Below are 17824 nucleotides of genomic sequence, written 5' to 3' on the forward strand. Positions count from 1 at the left end.
GAAAGAAAACCATGCCCCTCTTACACCTGCTTCGCCAGAACCCGATAATCGCGGCGGTAAAAGACAATGCCAGCCTGCAGCTTGCTATCGATTCTGATTGTCAGTTTATCTCGGTGCTTTACGGCAACATCTGCACCATCAGCGGTATTGTGCAAAAAATTAAAAGCGCCGGAAAATATGCGTTTATCCACGTCGACCTGCTGGAAGGCGCATCGAATAAAGAGATAGTCATCCAGTTTCTCAAGCTGGTGACCAAAGCGGACGGCATCATCAGCACCAAAGCCGCCATGTTGAAAGCCGCACGCGCAGAGGGGTACTTCTGTATTCATCGCCTGTTTATTGTCGACTCTATCTCATTTCATAACATCGATAAGCAGGTGGCGCAGTCGAATGCCGACTGTATTGAGATTTTACCCGGCTGTATGCCAAAAGTACTGGGCTGGGTCACAGAGAAAATTCGCCAGCCGCTGATTGCAGGCGGCCTTGTGTGTGATGAAGAGGATGCCCGCAACGCGATAAGCGCAGGGGCGGCGGCGCTTTCTACCACCAATATTGACGTCTGGAAACTGGCAAAACAGCTGAGCTAATCCACCTTTGCGCATTCCACCAGGGCCGTCAGCACCGACGGCCAGTCATCAACAATCCCGACATCTGCAATAGTGAAAATAGCGGCCTGCGGATCCTGGTTGATTGCAACAATAAACTGGCTATGACGCACTCCGGCACTAAAGGCCGCCGCACCGGACGCGCCGACAACAATACACACCTCTGGCGCCAATAAATGCCCGGAAATCCCGAGCGTGCGATCGACATCAACGCCGCCATTCATCACCCGCGCGCGGCTGTAGCCAACCTCGGCATCCAGGGCGTTTGCGTATTGCTGAATACGGTACTCATCCACCTCCTCTGCACCCTGTCCTACCGCCAGCACAAAGGGAGATTCAGTGAGCGGATGGGCAGCTGCGACTGCTGACGGACTAAGTTCACAAAGCCACGCCGGTAAGGGTGTCGGTGTTATTGCACATTCGCTGGAATATTGCAGAGGGATGTCTACCTTGCCGCCAGGCTGGCGCGCCAGTGACAGGCAATACGGCGAGGCACTCAGCGTCAGAGTTGCCACCAGCCCGTTGCCGTACGTCGCTTTACTAACCTGTCCCGTATTAGCATCGAACGACAACGCCTGGCAAACGCTGCTACCGCCCAACCGCCAGGCGAGCCGCGTTGCCAGTTCATCCCCCAGGGGGCCGGGAGGGAACAGCAATGCCTGAACCGGCGTTTGTCGCCACTGTTCCACCAGCACATCCAGCAACTGCTCTGCTACCGTTACCGGCGATGTCACCCGCCAGCGCCCCAGGCTTTCGGTAACAAGGCTCCCTCTCGTCAGCGTTCGGGCGATCTCTTGCTCGCTATTTTCATCCAACAGCACCAGCGCAATATTCATTTCACCATCCTGGGTTGCAAATACTTCCGCCACAACGTCTGCGCTTTCTCTTGCGCCGTAGCCCCATCGATCATCGTCACTGCGCCTCGCGGCGGCGGTGTCTGCGTACTGACTACCGTTGTGCGCGGACTCTCTTCAAAAGCCAGTGGCTCACGGATAATGTCTGATTTTGCGGCAGCAAGCCGCTGTCGCATTCCCGGTACCGGCATCGCCGGTGCACCGGTCTGACAGACCGCAATGATGGCCGGGAGTCGCACCCGGCAGCGACGGGTCTTTTGCTGCACCACGACAAACGGGGGTTCTACACTGAAGTCGGTCACCTGACTCAGGCACGGCCAGCCGAGCATTTCCGCAACCAGATACGGCGTTTGCCCGTTCTGCCCTTCACTGCTGAGGCTGCCGGTGACGATAAGCTCAGCATGGTTTATTCCCTGCTGCCGGGCTATCTGGCGGGCCACCGTTTCAGGAGCGAAGCGGTGAATATTGTCCGCTTCGATCAGGATCCTTTTCTCAAAACCCAGCGCGGCAAAATAACGCAGCCAGTGCAGCGCCCGCTGGTCACCGAGGGTCAGCGCTGTCAGCTTCAGCGCGTTGTTCGTCTTCACCTGCGCCAGTAAAATCGCGGCCGCCGTTTGTTCATCGGCGCCAGGACTCACCGGCAGCGCCGAAGTATCAGGCCCGCCCTGCCGTGCTGCTGCCTGCCACTCCAGCGTGGATAGCATGCCGAGATCGGGCTCGGCTTTAAACGTGAACAGAATGTTCATTGATTGCTCCCTGTTTTTTATCGCCATTTCCGGCTGCGACCAGAGACAGATCCTTCGTTTCGGGAGCCCACAGCCAGGTCACCAGTAAGCCCACCAGCAATACGCCTGCCAGCAGCAGTAGCGTTACCTGCATTCCCAACGCCGAAAGTGCCCAGGGCAATAAACCGGTGCTGATAGCAGCACCCAGGCGGCTCATTGCGGTGGCGAATCCCACCCCCAACGAGCGAATATCGGTTGGGAAGCTTTCAGCAGGCAGTATCCCCACCAGATTGCTTGCAGCTGAAATTGTGGTGCTGAACAGAATAAACAGCAGCAACAGTGCGAAGGTGCTTCCTGCCGGAAGAAACGCCATCATAGTCAGCGTGGCGGCAAGCATAGCGAAGCTTGCCAGCAGAAAGCGCCGCCGCGTTAACCGGTGGGTGAGCCATAACCCCAGAACCGCACCGGCAATCAGCAACACGTTCAGCATCAGGCTGGCAGTGAGTGCATCTTCCAGCCCCAGCGTGGTAGCGATGGTCGGAAGCCAGGTATAAATGACAAACCACGGGATAACCAGACAGACAAAGAACAGACTGTTGAACAGGGTCCGTCGCCAGTAACGTGCGGAAAACAGCGCACTGATATGCCGGGTACTGGCGACAGCCACTTCATCCCCCAACAGTACATTTGGCCCAAGATGACGATGTACCACCGCATATGCCTCGGCGATCCGCCCCTGACGCATAAGCCAGCGAGGAGATTCCGGTGTGCCCCAGCGTAAAAGCGTAATGATGAGCGATGGCAGCGCCGCCGAGGCCAGCAGCCAGCGCCAGGCATCGGGTTCCCCCTGAATAAGCCAGTGCCCCATCAAGCTTGCCAGCACGTATCCCACCGTCCAGACCACGCTGAACGCCCCCAGCAACATGCCGCGATGGCGGCGTGGTGAGAACTCGGCCAGCAGCGTATGCCCAACGGAGTAATCTCCGCCAAGGCCAAACCCTATCAATACCCGCAGCCAGAAAAGCTGCTCCGGCGTACTGGCAAAATATTGCAAAAAGGATGCGAGGGTAATCAGCAAAAAGCTGAAGGTGAAAATCTTCTGTCGTCCGATGTAGTCAGAGAGCCAGCCTAACGTCAGGCTGCCGATAAACAGGCCAATCAGCGCGGAGCCGCCAATGAGCCCCTCCTGCAGCGGCGAAAGCTGCATAGCAGGAACCAACTGGATCATCGCATAGCCAATCACCCCCAATACGTAGCCGTCCGTCAGATGCGCGCCAAAGGTCAGCCCGGCTATCCGGCAGTGGAAACCGTTAAGGGGTAAATCATCCATTCGCACCGGTGAAGTGTTCATTGCTACCCCTTCATTTTCCGGTAAAAGGAACGGCTCCCCGGACGGGAAGCCGTTTTGTCTTCATTTCTCAACAGGATAAATTGTCCCGCTATTCATAATGCCGTTAGGATCGAACTGGCGCTTCAGCCCTTCCATCAGCGCCCAGGCACTACCGTGTTCCTGCTTGCTCCAGTGAACGCGGTGCTTACCAATACCGTGGTGATGAACCATAGATCCACCAAAGCGCAGCGTCTCTTCGACAATTATCTGGTTCAGCGGGTTGTGGTATTTGTCGATCTCCTCTTCTGGCTTGCAGTCCACCACGTTGTAGTCATACACAAAATACATGTTGGTGCCGTTGATATAGCTGTGTGACGAGTGGCCGCCCAGCATGGTGATGTCGTCCGCATGTGGGAATTCACGACGAATGCGTTCAATCACGCTTTCGTAGATGTTGTTGATATTGGCCCAGTCACCGGAGACTTCTGTCGTAAAGCCCATGTTGCCGGTCTTGAGTATTTGTACACGCTCGGCGGCCACTTTGTCCGGCCCCCAGTTCAGATGATTAAACCAGGTTTCAATCAGCTTGCTGTCAACGCGCTGGCATCCCTTGAAGCGGGAAACAATATCGGCAATCCCTTCTCCGGTTGCTTTCGCCATCCGTGGATTCCCTTCCGCCATAAATATCAGCACGCATTTGCCATCGGCAAAATGGGTAAAGTGCTGGGTGCCATCTTCCGCATCGTACAGACGGGCAATAGACGGGCGATACCCTTCCACCATCACTTCCCGCAGGATGCTGAAGCCGGTTTTCATATCGTCCAGCACGTAGCCGTAAAACAGGTTGTTTTCTGGCATGTATTTGAAGATTTTCACCGTCACTTCAGTGATGTAGCACAGTGCCCCTTCATTACCGATAATGATGTGGCGAATATCCGGGCCAGCAGCGCGGCGCGGCACATTTTTGATGCGGGTGATAGTGCCATCAGGCAGTACAGCCTCCAGACCGACGACCATATCTTCAATGGCGCCGTACAGGGTAGAAAACTGCCCAATACTACGGGTTGCCACCAGCCCTCCCATCTGCGCCAGCGGTTTTGACTGCGGTGAGTGTCCGGTGGTGTAGCCTTTGGCCCGCAGCGCCTCTTCAAGTACTTCCAGCGGCACGCCGCACTGTGCGGTCGCCTGCATGTTTTCAATATCGATACTCAGAATGCTGTTCATGCCGGAACCATCGAGCACGAGGGAGTTTTTAACCGTAGTCTCAAGCCCCCCTTCCGTAGCGGAAGCGCCGGTACGCGGCACCCCATTGATATGATGCTGGTTCATGAATGTCAGCACCCGTGAGACCTGCTCGGTTGAGCCCAGCTTTACCACCGCTGCAGGGATCGGTAGCGTATATACGCCATGAATATCGGCGTATTTGCGAAAGCGGTCGATACTGCTTTTCTTCAGCACCGTTTCATCAGTAATAACGCGCTCGGGACCAACAATTTCTTTTAACTGGTCGACAATCTCTTCGCGGGATAAAGACATAACCATTCCTTCCTGATAATTAACACGGAATAAAAATTCATTCACCTACAGAAACCACAAAAATAAAGATTCAGGACTTACCTTACTAAATATCCGCCATCAACAACCAATAAATGACCGTTAACATAATTCGATGCCCGGCTGGCCAGATAAACCATTGCCCCCATTAAATCCTGAGTATCTCCCCAACGATTAGCCGGAATATGATCCAATACACGCTGGTTCGTTTCCGGATTACTACGCGTAGCCAATGTAATATCCGTAGCGTAATATCCCGGCGCAATACCATTCACCTGAATATTGTATTGTCCTAATTCATCACAATAGGCTTTAGTGAATCCAGCCAGCGCATGTTTGGTAGCAGAATAGGCCGGGGACCACTGGCCACCCAGGTAAGAGAACAGCGAACAGATATTAATAATCTTACCGCTATTTTGTGGAATCATGACTTTTGCCGCTTCGTAGCTCAGTTCAAAAGCCGCCGTCAGGTTAACGTCGATCATTGGGTCCCAGTCTGCACGACCAAAATCCAGCACCTTGTTGAGCTTACAGATCCCTGCATTGTTAACCAGAATATCAACGGTGCCAAAACGCTCGCAGCAGGCCGCGATGATCTGACGTGGCGCGCCTGCGGCGGTGATATCTACCTGCATCAGCTCAACTTCGACACCCTGCTGTTTAATCAGCTCTTTCGTTTCACCGTTGTCCATCACGAAACTTGGGATAAACAGGTTAGCTCCAGCCTTGGCCAGCGCCATCGCGAACGCCTGGCCCAGGCCGCTGTTGCCGCCGGTGACGATCGCGGTTTTACCTTTCAGGGAGAAAAAATCCATTGAAAATGCATTAAGTGATTCGATTGACATAATGGTTACGCTCCGGGTTCCTTTAGGCAAAAAAAAAAGAAAGGCAACTTCCCCTGCGAGAGGGAAGTCACCTTTCTCATTATCTCTGGTAACTGGTTTGAATTTTTAACACAGCCATCTGCGCGCTAATGTGAGCTGACTCACAGACATGGTTATTAATATCATTTTGCGAAAATTTTCCATGAAGCGTGATAATTCTCACACTCAGAACACAGCTTCCATGTTATTTCTGAACGCCATTACTAGAGACCATGAGAAAAGTAATCCACCTGAAAAGGCGGCTTACTTTTCTCTTTTTTTTGCCTGTAAAACCATGAGGCCACGATATGCAACATTCATCATATCGCCGTTGGATTACCCTCGCCATTATTAGCTTCAGCGGTGGCGTCAGCTTTGATTTGGCCTATTTACGTTATATCTATCAAATCCCAATGGCAAAGTTTATGGGATTTAGTAATACCGAAATAGGATTAATCATGAGTACCTTCGGTATTACCGCCATTATTTTGTACGCACCAAGTGGCGTCATTGCCGATAAATTCTCACACCGTAAAATGATCACCGCTGCGATGATTATTACCGGGCTGTTGGGGTTGGTGATGTACACCTATCCCCCTCTGTGGGTGATGTTGTTAATTCAGGTAGCCTTCGCCGTGACCACCATTCTGATGCTGTGGTCGGTATCGATAAAAGCAGCCTCACTGCTCGGTGACCACAGCGAGCAGGGGAAAATCATGGGCTGGATGGAGGGACTGCGCGGTGTGGGGGTCATGTCGCTGGCGGTCTTCACCATGTGGGCGTTTTCCCGCTTCGCGCCAGACGACCCGCAGAGTCTGAAGACGGTGATCCTTATCTACAGCGTAGTGTATCTGCTACTCGGCGTACTGTGCTGGTTCTTTGTCAGCGATAGCCACAAAGAGGTTTCGCAGGAGAACCGGGCCTTCAGGCTCAGCGATATCCTGTCGGTACTGCGCATCAGCACCACCTGGTATTGCAGCATGGTTATTTTTGGCGTGTATACCATCTACGCCATTCTGAGCTACTCCACCAACTACCTGACCGAAATGTACGGTATGGGTCTGGTGGCGGCGAGCTACATGGGGATCGTCATCAACAAAATTTTCCGCGCCATCTGCGGCCCACTCGGTGGGCTGATAACCACCTATAGCCGGGTGAAATCGCCAACGCGGGTGATTCAAATTCTTTCCGTCATCAGTGCCCTCGCGCTGGTCGCTCTCCTGTTGACTAACCGCAACCCGCAGTCCGTGGTGCTGGGCATCGGGCTTATTCTACTGCTGGCCTTTACCTGCTATGCCTCGCGCGGACTTTACTTCGCCTGCCCGGGAGAAGCCAGAACGCCCACCTTTATTATGGGCACCACGGTCGGGATTTGTTCGGTGATTGGCTTTCTGCCTGACGTGTTCGTTTACCCGGTTGTCGGCTACTGGCAGGACACACTGCCGCCCGCCGAGGCATATCGCAATATGTGGCTGATGGGGCTGGCGGCGGTCGTGATGGTTATCGTGTTTACCGTATTACTGTTTCGGAAGATCCGTGCTGAAAATGCCGCGCCAGTGATGGCTGAAAATTAAGGAGAATGAGCATGTCTGGAAAATATATCATCGGAATTGATGGCGGGAGCCAGAGCACCAAAGTCGTGATGTATGACCTGCAGGGGAACATCGTTTGTGAAGGCAAAGGTGCGCTACAGCCGATGCACACGCCGGATGCAGAGACCGCCGAGCATCCTGACGACGATCTGTGGACTTCGCTGTGTGCCGCGGGACAGGATCTAATGCGCCATTTTACTGGCCGTGCTGAAGACATTGTTGGCATCGGCCTCGGCTCTATTCGCTGCTGTCGCGCCCTGCTTAAAGCCGACGGTACGCCCGCCGCACCGCTTATCAGCTGGCAGGATGCGCGGGTCACCCGCCCCTACGAGCATACCCAGGCTGACGTGGCCTGGGTCACTTCGTTCTCCGGTTATCTGACCCACCGCCTCACCGGCGAGTTCAAAGACAACATCGCCAACTATTTTGGCCAGTGGCCCGTCGATTATAAAACCTGGACATGGAGCGACAATCCTCACGTCATTGAGAAGTTTAACCTCCCACGGCGTATGCTATTTGATGTCCAGATGCCGGGTACGATATTAGGGCATATCACGGCTGAGGCGTCGCAAGCGAGCGGGTTTCCACAGGGGCTGCCCGTCGTCTGCACCACCAGCGACAAACCGGTAGAGGCCCTCGGCGCCGGCCTGCTGGATGATGAAACGGCGGTGATTTCCCTCGGGACTTATATCGCCCTGATGATGAGCGGAAAAGCCCTGCCGGATAACCCTACCGCTTACTGGCCTATCATGTCATCCATCCCTGAAACGCTGCTGTATGAGGGCTACGGTATCCGCAAGGGGATGTGGACCGTCAGCTGGCTGCGCGACATGCTTGGAGATTCGCTGATTCAGGACGCCGCCGCCCGGGGAATATCTGCCGAAGACTTGCTGAACCAAAAAGCCGCCCTGGTGCCACCGGGCTGTGATGGACTGATGACCGTTCTCGACTGGCTTACCAACCCCTGGGAGCCGTTCAAACGTGGGATCATGCTCGGTTTTACCGCGAACATGGATTACGCATGGATCTACCGTTCGATCCTCGAAAGCATCGCGCTGACGTTAAAAAATAACCACGACAATATGTGCCGCGAAATGCAGCGCCACGCCCGTCAGCTCATCATCACCGGCGGAGGCTCGAACAGCGATCTGTTTATGCAGATTTTCGCTGACGTCTTTAACCTGCCGACCCGGCGCAATAGTGTAAACAGCTGTGCAAGCCTGGGGGCGGCTATCAATACGGCAGTCGGTCTCGGCTTGTATCCCTCTTACGCTCAAGCTGTCGCCAGCATGGTAAGGGTGAAGGATGTGTTTGAGCCGATCGCCGATAACGCCCGCCGCTATGAGACGATGAACAGGGGGATCTTCCGCGAGCTAACGCAGTATACCGATCCGATTTTAAAAAAATCGTATGCGGTATTTCACGGTGATTTAAACGAAGTGGATGCCATCCAGAGCTGGTCGAATGCGTAAATAAAAGATACCGGGCCAGGGCAATATAGCCTGCCCCGGTATTAGCAGTTATTGTAATAATTCCCCGTCCTTCTCTGCTTACTGACTCCCCAAATAAATAAAATCATTGCCGTAGCATAAAAACGGGTGCAGACTAAACTTCGAAAATTGCATTATCATTTTCCATATGAATATATAAAAGAGAATAATATGTCAAACTTATCATGGCTAACGCTTAAAGGTAGCCAACAGGGACTCATTTCTGAAAACTGCGGTTCACGAAACTCCATTGGTAATAAATCCCAAGTTAACCATATTGACCAGATAATGGTTTACGGGCTGCAACACGAAACCTCACGGGAAAGCAATGTATGCCATCATGCGCTACAGATGATAAAACCCGTCGACCGCGCCTCACCGTTGTTAAACAAAGCGATTAATGATAACGAGGAACTGGAGTGTGAGTTTTTTCTCTATCGCACAAATCCTGTAGGTTTGCAGGAGATATATTACAAAATTAAATTATTCAAGGCTCATCTCTCTAATATCATGGCAATCATCCCTCATAATATTATTGAAAATAATAATGAAGCACAGGAGCGCATATCAATAATCTATGAATCGATAAGCTGGGAGCACGTCATGGCAAATACCAGCGCATTTAGTCTGTGGGAAGACCGTGTTTTATAACGATTAATGAGGAAAATAATGAAACTATCCAGAAGCTCATTATATGACCAAAATGAATCCATTCCGTGGCCTTCCATGAACCCGGTGTTACGCGATATGGGGGTGATGAACGGCTCTTTCATTACCGAAAGCCACGCCATTCTGCTGCTTACTCTTGAAGAGGCTCAGCAGGTTAGCGACGACCTGCTCGTGGGTATAGATTATTTCTTTTCGTTCCGGGCCGCACCGGGAAACATAAAGGACGGGCTGGATGCATTTCGTCACATCAGTAAGCTGTCTACCTGGTACAACCCGGCCCAGCAGCTGATTATGAATTTTAAGGCTCTCAGCATCAAAGCCGTTGAATACAAGGTGAATGGTCAGTCTTACATTAAAATTACCGGCTACCCGGGATTAAGACGGATCCTGACCGGTACACGCTACGGCACCCATCATCCCCAGATACTGGAACTGGCCATTGGCAGACGCGGCATGTTTCACACAATTGTCAGCGGGATAAAATATTGCATCGTCTTCTCGCTGGCCTGGCGGGCTATAGAGTTTATTTTTAAATCAGATTATCACCTTACCGATTTTCTCGTCGATATCACCATGGATGTGGCAAAGATACTGGTGTCGGGACTGGTGATTGGGGCAGTGGCGGGGGGACTAGTGTTGGTAACAACCTCTATCATATTAACAACTTTTTACTTTATAGCTGCGGGGATCATCTCAAATATTGGTTTTAACATTCTCGATGAGAATTTAGGTATATCAGACAACCTAAAATACGAAATTAGAAGAAAAATGCATTTTAGCAATCAGAGTATTAACACCTCCTCCTTAAGAGAATCATTATTTTTCAATCCATTACTAAAATATTGAAATCATGATAAACAATCAATTCATCAAGATAAAATTAGCCTCTTTTTCATTGCTAGTTATATCTTCAATCATGATCTGGTTCATTTTACTTGGTCCAGTAATGGTCGAATTTTTATCTATAATACAATGGAGTGATATCATCATAACTGGAAAGGCATCAATGATTGGTATCGGTGCGTTACCAATCACGATTTATATTTTAATCTTATCATTACGAAATATCTTTAATAAAAGTAGTGAGAGGGTAAATGACAACACCCTGTTTGATGTTATCGCCATTCCGGTTGTCGGCATTTCATTTATAGTAGGTTTCATCGCCACCTTTATTTTATGGCTTGCCCTGGCATTATCTCCTTACATCAGATGTAATATCTCAGACGATGCAATCCAAAATTTTTATGTGACAGACCAAAGCCTTTGTAAAACTATCGACCCTCATGCTTATTTTATGCACCACTTTTAAACAATATGGGAAGACTTCATCTTCCCATATCACTACCGTCAGGCAATATTCAAATACTTGTGCGTCTGCATCGACAGGCGCCAGTTGCGCGCAATGCAGGTTTCAATGCACAGACGGGTGGCGTCTTCTTTCTGGCTTATCGGCTGCAGGGCGATAATCCGCGCTTTGTCATCGCGAAGCGTCGCCAGCAGTTCATCCAGCGCTTCGATATCACGCACGCGGCCGACCGGATGTTTGATTTCGTCGGCGCGCAGCAGCGCCTGCTCGAGCACGTCGTAGCCACCACGCATATTAACTTTTGGCGATACGGTGACCCAGGTCTCTGGCGAGCAGCGAACCTCATGGGTGCCGCTGGTTTCAATCTGGCAGCTGTAGCCGTTTTGCTCGAGAAGCGTTGTCAGCGGGGTTAAGTCGTGAATGCACGGCTCACCGCCGGTGATGACCACGTGGCGCGCCGTCCACCCCTGGCGACCAATAATCGCCAGAAGATCGTCGGCGCTGCCGGCTCCCCATTTATCGCTCTCTTTGGTTTTCGCAAGAATACTGAACAACGACACTTCCCGATCGCTAAGCTTATCCCACGTATGTTTGGTATCACACCATGCACAGCCCACCGGGCATCCCTGCAATCGAATAAAGATGGCAGGAACGCCAGTGAAGTAACCCTCGCCTTGCAGGGTCTGGAACATCTCGTTAATCGGGTACTGCATAGTCATCTCAATCTGGGGAGTAAACGATAAGTATCGCAGATCCCGGCCCGAGGGTCATGCTCCATCGGTGCTTTGCGCCTGAATCGCCGCCGCAAAACGCCCGGTTATCTGCTGCGGACGGGTAATCGCGCCGCCCACCACGATGGTATGCGCCCCAATCTCCAGGCAGCGCGCAGCCAGTTCCGGTGTCTCCACGTTCCCTTCTGCCACCACGGGAATCGAGACCGCCGCTACCACCTCGCGCAGAAACTGACAGTCGTTTTCCGGAAGCTTGTGCCCCGCCGTCTCACGGGTATAGCCGTACAGCGTGGTGCCTACACAGTCGAAGTCCAACTCCTGCGCGGTGACGGCCTCAGATACGCTTGAAATATCCGCCATCAGCAGCAGCGTTGGATAACGCTCACGAATTTGCGCGACCAGCGCCGCCAGCGTTTGCCCGCCCGGGCGTGGGCGGTCGGTGGCGTCAAGGGCGATAATCGTTGGTTCGACAGTCATCAGCTCGTTCACTTCACGCAGGGTGGCGGTGATAAACACCTCGCTGTCCGGGTAATCACGTTTGATGATCCCAATGACCGGCAGTGCCACCTGGTGCTGGATGGCGTCAATATCGACAACGCTGTTAGCGCGAATAGCGACCGCCCCACCCTGCGCTGCCGCCAGTGCCATCCGTGACATAATATACGGGCTGTGCAGCGGTTCGTTTTCCAGCGCCTGGCAGGAGACAATCAGTTTACCTTTCAAAAAATCCAGTCGTGTCGTCATTAGGCTAAAATCTCTTCTACTTCGTTTTTGATGATGGTGACGTGCGGTCCATAAATAACCTGTACGCCGTTGCCGCGCAGGATGACGCCTCGCGCACCGGTCGCCTTCAGCGCCGCTTCGTCTACTTTGCTTCCGTCTTTCACCGTGACCCGCAGACGCGTCGCGCAGCAGTCCACCTCTTCCAGATTATCTTTACCACCTAAGCCGCGAATGATGGCTTCGGCACGTTCACTCTTCGTTAAGGATGCCTCCACAACGGCCTCTTTCTCACGGCCTGGCGTGGCAAAATCAAAGCGCTTAATCAGGAAGCGGAAGGTGAAGTAATAGAGGAAGAACCACGGCACACCGACCAGCGGAACGTACAGCCAGTGGGTTTTCGCTTCGCCCTGCAAAATGCCGAACAGGATGAAATCAATAAAGCCACCGGAGAAAGTCTGCCCGATAGTGATATGCAGAATATGTGCGAGCATGAACGCCAGCCCGTCAAACAGCGCATGAATGACGTACAGCACCGGCGCGATGAACAGGAACGAGAACTCAATTGGCTCGGTTATCCCGGTGAGGAAAGAGGTCAGCGCCGCCGAAAGCAGCAGACCGGCCACGCGCTTTTTGTTTTCCGGTTTTGCCGTGTGGTACATCGCAAGGCACGCACCGAGCAGGCCAAACATCATGGTGATAAAGCGCCCGGACATAAACCGCGCGGTGCCAATATAGAACTGCTGGGTATTAGGATCCGCCAGTTGGGCGAAGAAAATACGCTGAGTCCCTTCCACCAGATGCCCGTTGATCATTTCGCTGCCGCCAAGGGCAGTTGTCCAGAACGGCAGGTAGAAGATGTGGTGCAGGCCGAACGGGCCAAGCATGCGCAGGATAAAACCGTAAAGGAAAGTGCCAAGATAGCCGGTGGCATCCACCAGCCCACCGAGACCAAAGATCAGCTTCTGGAAGTGCGGCCAGACCACGGTCATGATGGCGCCAACGCCGATGGCCGCAAGCGAACTGATAATCGGAACAAAGCGTGAACCGCCGAAGAAGCCGAGGAACTGCGGCAGCGAAATTTTATTAAAGCGATGATGCAGCGTGCAGGTTACAAGGCCTATCACCACCCCACCAAAGACCCCGGTCTCCAGCGTCTGGATACCCAGCGTCATCCCCTGCCCGACCGCTCCCGGATTACTGGTCGCAAGCTTGCCGGTCAGAATGAGCAACGCGTTGATGGTGGCATTCATCACCAGAAAAGCCAGCAGCGCAGAAAGACCCGCGGTGCCTTTATCCGTCTTCGCGAGGCCGACCGCCACACCGACCGCAAACAGCACCGACAGGTTCGCAAACACAATCGATCCGGCGCTGCTCATGATGGTAAAAATCGCCTGCAGCCAGCCGACGTCGAGGAACGGATATGCCGTCAGCGTGTTCGGGTTCGACAACGCGCCACCAATCCCCAACAGCAGACCCGCTGCCGGTAGTACGGCGATAGGCAGCATGAAGGATTTACCAAACCGCTGTGCCTTTTCAAACCAGCCCCCCGATGAGGCCCCACTGAATAATGTCATTGTCTTATCTCACGCCCGTTGATTGATGAAAATTTTTACCATACAAATTTATTAAAGTGAAAATTATCACCAATAACCTGGAAGCCGATCATACTTTTTTAAAATGACTGGCGTGATTACCCCCGTTTCCGCCACACTATCCGGCAAAGAAACGCATAAAGGACCCGGCATGTCAGAAAATGAAAACCTGCTGCTCAGACTGCGACAGAGCATCAGCGGCTACAGCCCGACGCAGCAGAAGCTGGGCGAGTTTGTGCTGAACGACCCGGCAAAAGTGTTGTATCTGACGATAACCGAGCTTGCTCGCGAGAGTAAAACCAGCGAAGCCAGCGTGACGCGGCTATGCCGTGTGCTGGGGTGTAAGGGATATAACGAATTTAAAATGGCGCTGGCGCTGGATATTCAGAGCAGCCAGCCGCAGCAGCCTTCCGGGGATAAGATTGATTCAGTGGTGAACGAATCCGTGCTGGCGCTGCAGGACACCGCAAAGCTTCTTGACCGCAGCATGCTCGAAACCGCGGCACAGTCACTGCATCAGGCGCGTTCGGTGCAGATTTACGGCGTGGCGGCGAGCGCTATTCTGGGGGATTACCTGCACTATAAACTGCTGCGTTTCGGTAAGCCGGCGCAGCTCTTTAGCGATATGCACCGCGCGGCGATGAATGCCACCACCCTCAGCAAAGAGGATCTGGTCGTTGCTATCTCCAGTTCTGGTTCAACGCGTGATTTGCTGCACGTGGTTAAACTTGCCCGTAAGCGCGGTGTACAGGTGCTGGTACTGAGCAACACCCCAAGCAGCCCGCTGGCATCGTTAAGCGATATGCTCCTGGTCGCCGCCAAACCGGAAGGACCGCTGAGCGCGGGAGCCATGAACGCCAAAGTCGGTGTGATGTTGTTGATCGAGCTGCTGACCACTTCACTTATTTCTTTAAATAATGAATACAGCGACATAAGTCAGCAAACCGCCAGCGCCACATTACCGTTGTTATTGTAATGTTATTAAACGCAGGTGACTTTCCCCGTGACCTGCGTTTAATAAAAACGCTGATTTCTCATGTAACAAATCATTTTTTATTTTACAAATAGAATTGTTTTATTTTGCTTAAAAAAACGAAATCAACAAAATAAATCACATACAAATCATTAAGTTATTTATTTTTTAATTTACTACGGAATTTTATTCACTCGACTAATGTCAAATATCGTCCCGCATTTTTCCTTACCTTAAAATTAGCTTAAGAAACCATCAAACCCGCCTTCATTTTATTTACATGCCGTTTAATTAAGCGCGCCTAAAATCCGCCTCACTAACCATGATGAGATAGCTTGCATGAATACATTATTCATTACCGGGGTGACAGGATTCCTTGGCGGGGCAGTATTAGAAAAAATCCTCAATAGCAATCAGCACATGGATTTGTTGCTTCTGGTACGCGCGAATGACCCACTATCTGGCCTTGAGCGGGTACGGGACAATATGCGTAAATTCAATATCAGCGAGGAGATCCTCCAGCGTCTAACGCCTGAGCAGATCCTGCTTGGCGATCTGGGCAATCCGGAGGATTTTCTTGCCGACTCGCGCCTCGATAAAGTTACCCACGTGCTTAACTGCGCGGCGGTGGCTTCTTTCGGCAACAATCCGCTTATCTGGAAAGTCAACGTCGAAGGCACGCTGGCCTTAGCCCAGCGCATGGAAAAAGTAGCCGGGCTGCAGCGTTTCCTGCACGTGGGTACCGCCATGTCCTGCACGCCGGAGCCAGACTCGCTGGTCGCGGAGAGCGCTGAGCTGCGTGAGAACGCCGAGCATCTGGTTGAATACACGCATTCCAAATCCACCATCGAACGCCTGATGCGCGAGCAGTGTCCGAAATTACCGCTGCTGATTGCCCGCCCTTCCATCGTGGTCGGTCACACCCGTCACGGCTGTCAGCCTTCCAGCAGTATTTTCTGGGTATTCAGCATGGGTCTGATGCTGCAGAAATTCATGTGCTCCATGGAAGACCGCATTGACGTGATCCCGGTAGATTACTGTGCAGATGCCATGCTGTTGATGCTGGAAAGCTCACTCGCCAGCGGTGAAGTGGTGCATATTTCTGCCGGTGAAGAGAACAGCGTGAAGTTTGCAGATATCGACAACGCAATGGCTCAGGCGCTTGAGAAAGCCCCGGTTGGCGATAAGTATGCTCAGGTAAGTTATGAAACGCTGGTGAAGATGCGCCGCGAGCTGAAACATATCTTTGGCCCATGTAATGAGCGTCTGATGCTGAAAGCCATGCGTCTGTACGGTGCCTTTGCCACGCTTAACGTGCGTTTCAGCAACGACAAGCTGCTGAGTATCGGGATGCCGAAGCCGCCGCGTTTTACCGACTATATCGCCCGCTGCGTACAAACCACTCAGGGGTTATCGATTCCCCAACAAATGGCCGTAGATTTTAAATAATCGCTCCAAAAAAAATGCCAGTCTCGCGACTGGCATTTTTCATTTCAGATTAAGGAAGGCGATTATGCCTGGCCTTTAATCTCTTTACGACCGTTGTACGGTGCTTTTTCACCCAGCGCTTCTTCGATACGAATCAGCTGGTTGTATTTAGCAACGCGGTCAGAACGGCTCATGGAACCGGTTTTGATCTGGCCTGCAGCGGTACCAACAGCCAGGTCGGCAATGGTCGCATCTTCAGTTTCGCCAGAACGGTGAGAGATAACGGCAGTGTAGCCAGCATCTTTCGCCATCTTGATAGCAGCCAGAGTTTCGGTCAGAGAACCGATCTGGTTGAATTTGATCAGGATGGAGTTAGCGATGCCTTTATCGATACCTTCTTTCAGGATCTTGGTGTTGGTTACGAACAGATCGTCACCAACCAGCTGGATTTTGTCGCCCAGTACTTTGGTCTGGTATGCGAAGCCGTCCCAGTCAGATTCGTCCAGGCCATCTTCGATGGAGACGATCGGGTACTGTTTGGTCAGCTCTTCCAGGAAGTGAGTGAACTCTTCAGAGGTGAACGCTTTGTTGCCTTCGCCAGCCAGAACGTATTTACCGTCTTTGTAGAATTCAGAAGCTGCGCAGTCCATCGCCAGAGTGATGTCTTTGCCCAGCTCGTAGCCTGCTGCTTTAACCGCTTCAGCAATAACAGCCAGTGCTTCGGCGTTAGAGCCCAGGTTCGGCGCATAGCCACCTTCGTCACCAACAGCGGTGTTCATGCCTTTAGACTTCAGCACTTTCGCCAGGTGATGGAACACTTCAGAACCCATGCGTACAGCTTCTTTCAGGCTCTTCGCGCCAACCGGCTGAATCATGAATTCCTGGATATCAACGTTGTTGTCTGCGTGCTCACCGCCGTTGATGATGTTCATCATCGGAACCGGCATAGAGAATTTGCCCGCAGTACCGTTCAGCTCAGCGATGTGCTCATACAGCGGCATGCCTTTGGAAGCAGCAGCAGCTTTAGCAGCAGCCAGAGAAACGGCCAGAATGGCGTTCGCACCGAAGTTAGATTTGTTTTCAGTACCGTCCAGATCGATCATGATCTTGTCGATATTGGCCTGGTCTTTAGCATCTTTACCAGTCACTGCCTGAGCAATCGGGCCGTTAACCGCAGCAACTGCTTTCAGTACGCCTTTACCCAGGAAGCGGGATTTGTCGCCATCGCGCAGTTCCAGCGCTTCGCGGGAACCAGTAGAAGCACCTGACGGAGCAGCTGCCATACCGACGAAACCACCTTCCAGGTGTACTTCGGCTTCAACAGTCGGGTTACCACGGGAGTCGATGATTTCACGACCGATGACTTTAACGATTTTGGACATTAGATTT

17 protein-coding genes are annotated in these 17824 nt (G+C 52.2%); 8 read left to right on the forward strand and 9 right to left on the reverse strand.

Annotated elements, in window-relative coordinates; translation table 11 throughout:
• Positions 1-11 precede the first annotated feature (11 nt).
• Positions 12-587 (forward strand): glycerol-3-phosphate responsive antiterminator, encoded by a 576-nt coding sequence (locus C7387_RS12535; RefSeq protein WP_006818511.1) that lies wholly within the window; start codon positions 12-14, stop codon positions 585-587.
• Here the strand turns inward: C7387_RS12535 and C7387_RS12540 are convergent.
• From C7387_RS12540 to C7387_RS12560, 5 genes are all read right to left on the reverse strand, one after another.
• Positions 584-1441, reverse strand: coding sequence for an electron transfer flavoprotein subunit alpha/FixB family protein (locus C7387_RS12540; RefSeq protein ID WP_120816810.1), 858 nt, complete (start codon positions 1439-1441; stop codon positions 584-586). The genes C7387_RS12535 and C7387_RS12540 overlap by 4 nt on opposite strands.
• Positions 1438-2205: an electron transfer flavoprotein subunit beta/FixA family protein gene (locus tag C7387_RS12545; RefSeq protein ID WP_120816811.1), complete on the reverse strand. Its 768-nt coding sequence runs from the start codon at positions 2203-2205 to the stop codon at positions 1438-1440. The genes C7387_RS12540 and C7387_RS12545 overlap by 4 nt, the downstream gene beginning before the upstream one ends.
• Complete coding sequence (locus tag C7387_RS12550) at positions 2183-3535, reverse strand: MFS transporter (RefSeq protein ID WP_244922373.1); 1353 nt, start codon at positions 3533-3535, stop codon at positions 2183-2185. The genes C7387_RS12545 and C7387_RS12550 overlap by 23 nt, the downstream gene beginning before the upstream one ends.
• A gap of 60 nt (positions 3536-3595) precedes the next feature.
• The gene (locus C7387_RS12555; protein ID WP_038255329.1) at positions 3596-5050 is read right to left on the reverse strand and encodes an FAD-binding oxidoreductase; all 1455 of its coding nucleotides are present in this window, start codon (positions 5048-5050) and stop codon (positions 3596-3598) included.
• Between the two features lie 77 nt (positions 5051-5127).
• A complete protein-coding gene (locus C7387_RS12560; RefSeq protein ID WP_120816812.1) occupies positions 5128-5913 on the reverse strand; it encodes an SDR family oxidoreductase in 786 nt (261 codons plus the stop codon).
• A gap of 326 nt (positions 5914-6239) precedes the next feature.
• Between C7387_RS12560 and C7387_RS12565 the strand changes: the two genes are divergently transcribed.
• From C7387_RS12565 to C7387_RS12585, 5 genes are all read left to right on the forward strand, one after another.
• Complete coding sequence (locus tag C7387_RS12565) at positions 6240-7505, forward strand: MFS transporter (protein ID WP_120816813.1); 1266 nt, start codon at positions 6240-6242, stop codon at positions 7503-7505.
• A gap of 11 nt (positions 7506-7516) precedes the next feature.
• The gene (locus C7387_RS12570; protein WP_120816814.1) at positions 7517-8995 is read left to right on the forward strand and encodes an FGGY-family carbohydrate kinase; all 1479 of its coding nucleotides are present in this window, start codon (positions 7517-7519) and stop codon (positions 8993-8995) included.
• A gap of 189 nt (positions 8996-9184) precedes the next feature.
• Complete coding sequence (locus tag C7387_RS12575; protein ID WP_040903246.1) at positions 9185-9664, forward strand: Hcp family type VI secretion system effector; 480 nt, start codon at positions 9185-9187, stop codon at positions 9662-9664.
• An 18-nt stretch (positions 9665-9682) separates the two neighbouring features.
• Positions 9683-10528 (forward strand): hypothetical protein, encoded by an 846-nt coding sequence (locus C7387_RS12580; RefSeq protein WP_244922374.1) that lies wholly within the window; start codon positions 9683-9685, stop codon positions 10526-10528.
• A gap of 100 nt (positions 10529-10628) precedes the next feature.
• Positions 10629-10991: a DUF1240 domain-containing protein gene (locus tag C7387_RS12585; protein ID WP_276329990.1), complete on the forward strand. Its 363-nt coding sequence runs from the start codon at positions 10629-10631 to the stop codon at positions 10989-10991.
• 38 nt (positions 10992-11029) lie between these two features.
• Here the strand turns inward: C7387_RS12585 and queE are convergent, their stop codons facing one another.
• Genes queE through C7387_RS12600 form a run of 3 tightly spaced genes read right to left on the reverse strand, consistent with a single transcriptional unit; the run spans position 11030 to position 14016 of the window.
• Positions 11030-11701 carry a 7-carboxy-7-deazaguanine synthase QueE gene (queE, locus tag C7387_RS12590; RefSeq protein ID WP_038255334.1) on the reverse strand — a complete coding sequence of 224 codons (672 nt, stop codon included), beginning with the start codon at positions 11699-11701 and terminating at the stop codon, positions 11030-11032.
• A 54-nt stretch (positions 11702-11755) separates the two neighbouring features.
• Complete coding sequence (locus C7387_RS12595) at positions 11756-12463, reverse strand: N-acetylmannosamine-6-phosphate 2-epimerase (protein WP_120816816.1); 708 nt, start codon at positions 12461-12463, stop codon at positions 11756-11758.
• Positions 12463-14016, reverse strand: a complete 1554-nt coding sequence (locus C7387_RS12600) for a PTS transporter subunit EIIC (RefSeq protein ID WP_006818497.1) — start codon at positions 14014-14016, stop codon at positions 12463-12465. Before C7387_RS12600 ends, C7387_RS12595 begins: the two co-directional genes overlap by 1 nt.
• 169 nt (positions 14017-14185) lie before the next feature.
• Here C7387_RS12600 and C7387_RS12605 point away from each other — a divergent pair, with 169 nt between their 5' ends.
• Together C7387_RS12605 and C7387_RS12610 are read left to right on the forward strand one after the other, a co-directional pair.
• Positions 14186-15010: a MurR/RpiR family transcriptional regulator gene (locus C7387_RS12605; protein WP_038255338.1), complete on the forward strand. Its 825-nt coding sequence runs from the start codon at positions 14186-14188 to the stop codon at positions 15008-15010.
• A 336-nt stretch (positions 15011-15346) separates the two neighbouring features.
• A complete protein-coding gene (locus C7387_RS12610; protein ID WP_006818495.1) occupies positions 15347-16456 on the forward strand; it encodes an SDR family oxidoreductase in 1110 nt (369 codons plus the stop codon).
• Positions 16457-16518: 62 nt separating this feature from the next.
• On the opposite strand, the gene eno is transcribed toward C7387_RS12610, so the two are convergent.
• The gene (gene eno, locus C7387_RS12615; protein ID WP_006818494.1) at positions 16519-17817 is read right to left on the reverse strand and encodes a phosphopyruvate hydratase; all 1299 of its coding nucleotides are present in this window, start codon (positions 17815-17817) and stop codon (positions 16519-16521) included.
• Between the last annotated feature and the right edge of the window lie 7 nt (positions 17818-17824).

It is taken from the genome of Yokenella regensburgei (genome assembly GCF_003634235.1).
Taxonomy (GTDB): domain Bacteria; phylum Pseudomonadota; class Gammaproteobacteria; order Enterobacterales; family Enterobacteriaceae; genus Yokenella; species Yokenella regensburgei.

Coding starts and splice junctions, on each gene's coding strand:
- C7387_RS12535 (WP_006818511.1), top strand. CDS start 12: ATGCCCCTCTTACACCTGCTTCGCCAGAACCCGATAATCGCGGCGGTA.
- C7387_RS12540 (WP_120816810.1), bottom strand. CDS start 1,441: ATGAATATTGCGCTGGTGCTGTTGGATGAAAATAGCGAGCAAGAGATC.
- C7387_RS12545 (WP_120816811.1), bottom strand. CDS start 2,205: ATGAACATTCTGTTCACGTTTAAAGCCGAGCCCGATCTCGGCATGCTA.
- C7387_RS12550 (WP_244922373.1), bottom strand. CDS start 3,535: ATGAACACTTCACCGGTGCGAATGGATGATTTACCCCTTAACGGTTTC.
- C7387_RS12555 (WP_038255329.1), bottom strand. CDS start 5,050: ATGTCTTTATCCCGCGAAGAGATTGTCGACCAGTTAAAAGAAATTGTT.
- C7387_RS12560 (WP_120816812.1), bottom strand. CDS start 5,913: ATGTCAATCGAATCACTTAATGCATTTTCAATGGATTTTTTCTCCCTG.
- C7387_RS12565 (WP_120816813.1), top strand. CDS start 6,240: ATGCAACATTCATCATATCGCCGTTGGATTACCCTCGCCATTATTAGC.
- C7387_RS12570 (WP_120816814.1), top strand. CDS start 7,517: ATGTCTGGAAAATATATCATCGGAATTGATGGCGGGAGCCAGAGCACC.
- C7387_RS12575 (WP_040903246.1), top strand. CDS start 9,185: ATGTCAAACTTATCATGGCTAACGCTTAAAGGTAGCCAACAGGGACTC.
- C7387_RS12580 (WP_244922374.1), top strand. CDS start 9,683: ATGAAACTATCCAGAAGCTCATTATATGACCAAAATGAATCCATTCCG.
- C7387_RS12585 (WP_276329990.1), top strand. CDS start 10,629: ATGGTCGAATTTTTATCTATAATACAATGGAGTGATATCATCATAACT.
- queE (WP_038255334.1), bottom strand. CDS start 11,701: ATGCAGTACCCGATTAACGAGATGTTCCAGACCCTGCAAGGCGAGGGT.
- C7387_RS12595 (WP_120816816.1), bottom strand. CDS start 12,463: ATGACGACACGACTGGATTTTTTGAAAGGTAAACTGATTGTCTCCTGC.
- C7387_RS12600 (WP_006818497.1), bottom strand. CDS start 14,016: ATGACATTATTCAGTGGGGCCTCATCGGGGGGCTGGTTTGAAAAGGCA.
- C7387_RS12605 (WP_038255338.1), top strand. CDS start 14,186: ATGTCAGAAAATGAAAACCTGCTGCTCAGACTGCGACAGAGCATCAGC.
- C7387_RS12610 (WP_006818495.1), top strand. CDS start 15,347: ATGAATACATTATTCATTACCGGGGTGACAGGATTCCTTGGCGGGGCA.
- eno (WP_006818494.1), bottom strand. CDS start 17,817: ATGTCCAAAATCGTTAAAGTCATCGGTCGTGAAATCATCGACTCCCGT.